The organism is Streptomyces sp. MnatMP-M17 (assembly GCF_900091995.1).
Taxonomy (GTDB): domain Bacteria; phylum Actinomycetota; class Actinomycetes; order Streptomycetales; family Streptomycetaceae; genus Streptomyces.
On record NZ_FMDK01000598.1, the window covers coordinates 1 to 1,486 of the forward strand.

General features: G+C 70.1%; 2 protein-coding genes. Both read left to right on the forward strand.

Annotated elements, in window-relative coordinates; all coding sequences use genetic code 11:
* Positions 1 to 65: 65 nt before the first annotated feature.
* Positions 66 to 695, forward strand: a complete 630-nt coding sequence (locus tag GA0115259_RS25450; protein WP_093601357.1) for a TetR/AcrR family transcriptional regulator — start codon at positions 66 to 68, stop codon at positions 693 to 695.
* A gap of 217 nt (positions 696 to 912) precedes the next feature.
* Positions 913 to 1,410 carry a DUF3558 family protein gene (locus tag GA0115259_RS25455; RefSeq protein WP_093601359.1) on the forward strand — a complete coding sequence of 166 codons (498 nt, stop codon included), beginning with the start codon at positions 913 to 915 and terminating at the stop codon, positions 1,408 to 1,410.
* Positions 1,411 to 1,486 lie beyond the last annotated feature (76 nt).

The following is a 1,486-nucleotide window of genomic DNA, read 5'->3' on the forward strand; positions in this document are numbered from 1 at the left end:
CACGATACAATACGGCGGGGCCCGCCACTTAATGGCCGCCACTTGATGAATCCGGAGGTGACGCCATGCCCGCCCAGCAGCGTGCTGACGCCCGGCGCAACTACGCGCGCATCCTCGCCGTGGCCGAGGAGGAGGTCGCCGCGCACGGCGTCGACGCGTCCCTGGAACAGATCGCCCGCACCGCGGGAGTCGGCTCGGCGACCGTGCGCCGGCACTTCCCCACTCGCCGCGCTCTGCTGGAGGCGGTCTCCCGGAAGCGGATCGAGGCCCTGTGCCTCCGCGCCCGCGAGTTGGCGGATAACCCAGATAACCCGGATAACACGGCCAACGCAGATAAGGCGGGCAAGGCAGGCAAGGCGAGCAAGGGTGACAGTCGGAGCGCGCTGCTGGAATGGCTGAGTGATGTGGTCGCCTACTCCGCCTCCGCCCGAGGGCTGGCGCCCGTGCTGGCTCCCGAGGGCGCCGGGCCCGGCTCGGAGCAGGTGAACTCCTGCTCGGCGTTGCTGGAGGAGTCGGCGGGCCCGCTGCTCCGCCGCGCTGCGCGGGACGGCGCGGTGGCGACGAGCGTCACCTTCGCCGATCTGATGACACTGATCGCCGGCATCGCCCTGGCCACGGAGCACCTCCCCGATCCCGCCGCCGAGGCGGACCGGCTGTTCCGGCTGGCCGTGGCGGGACTGAGCCCCCGGAGCTGAGCCCTCGGAGCCCATGACACCGAGCTCCACCGACGCGCCGGGAGCGGTGGCAGTCCGGTGACAGTTCCCGCACGTAACTGGCACGCGCTGCCGCAACCCACGCCTCGGGCGAGGCCGTCCTTGAGGTTGTCCCCGGATTTCGGGGCCCACGATTTGGGGGGCTTACGTGTATAGGACTAACCGCAGAACCACTCGTACCCGTGACGACCGTACGGCCATGAAGCGTTCATCTCTGGCTGCGGTCTGCCTGCTGGTCCTGGTGCCGGCACTGGCTGCCTGCGGCTCGGACACGGCCACGGATACGCGGGCTCCCGACGACCGCTCCCCTTCCAGTGCCTCGGCGTCCAAAGAACCCGATGCCGCCGCGCCGGCCAAGAAGGTCGACGCGTGCACACTGCTCAAGCCCGCGGAGATCACACCGATCATCGGCCGGAACGACGGCGGCCGGCCCGATTCCGGCGTGGGGGAGAGCGTGTGTCTGTGGGAGAACGCCGAAACCTACCACTCCGTCACCTTGAGTATCGGCTCCCCGGGCACGGCCGCCTCGGACCAGTCGGCTTCCGGCGCCGATGGAATCAGCTTCGGCTCCGGCAATATGGCCGAGTTCGCCGTGGGCGACCGTGCCTGCACGCTCCAGGTCGTCACAAGCGTCACGGACGAATCCGACCGCCCGACCATGGTCAAGCTCATCGGCCTCGTCCGCACACGACTCTGAAGCCGGGCGCACCGCCGGGACCGGAACCCGGACCGGGACCGGGACCGGCTCGTACGGAGACGTCCGTACGAGCCGG

What these genes read in the sequence shown, in the direction of transcription:
- GA0115259_RS25450 (WP_093601357.1), top strand. Translation starts at nt 66, where the DNA reads ATGCCCGCCCAGCAGCGTGCTGACGCCCGGCGCAACTACGCGCGCATC.
- GA0115259_RS25455 (WP_093601359.1), top strand. Translation starts at nt 913, where the DNA reads ATGAAGCGTTCATCTCTGGCTGCGGTCTGCCTGCTGGTCCTGGTGCCG.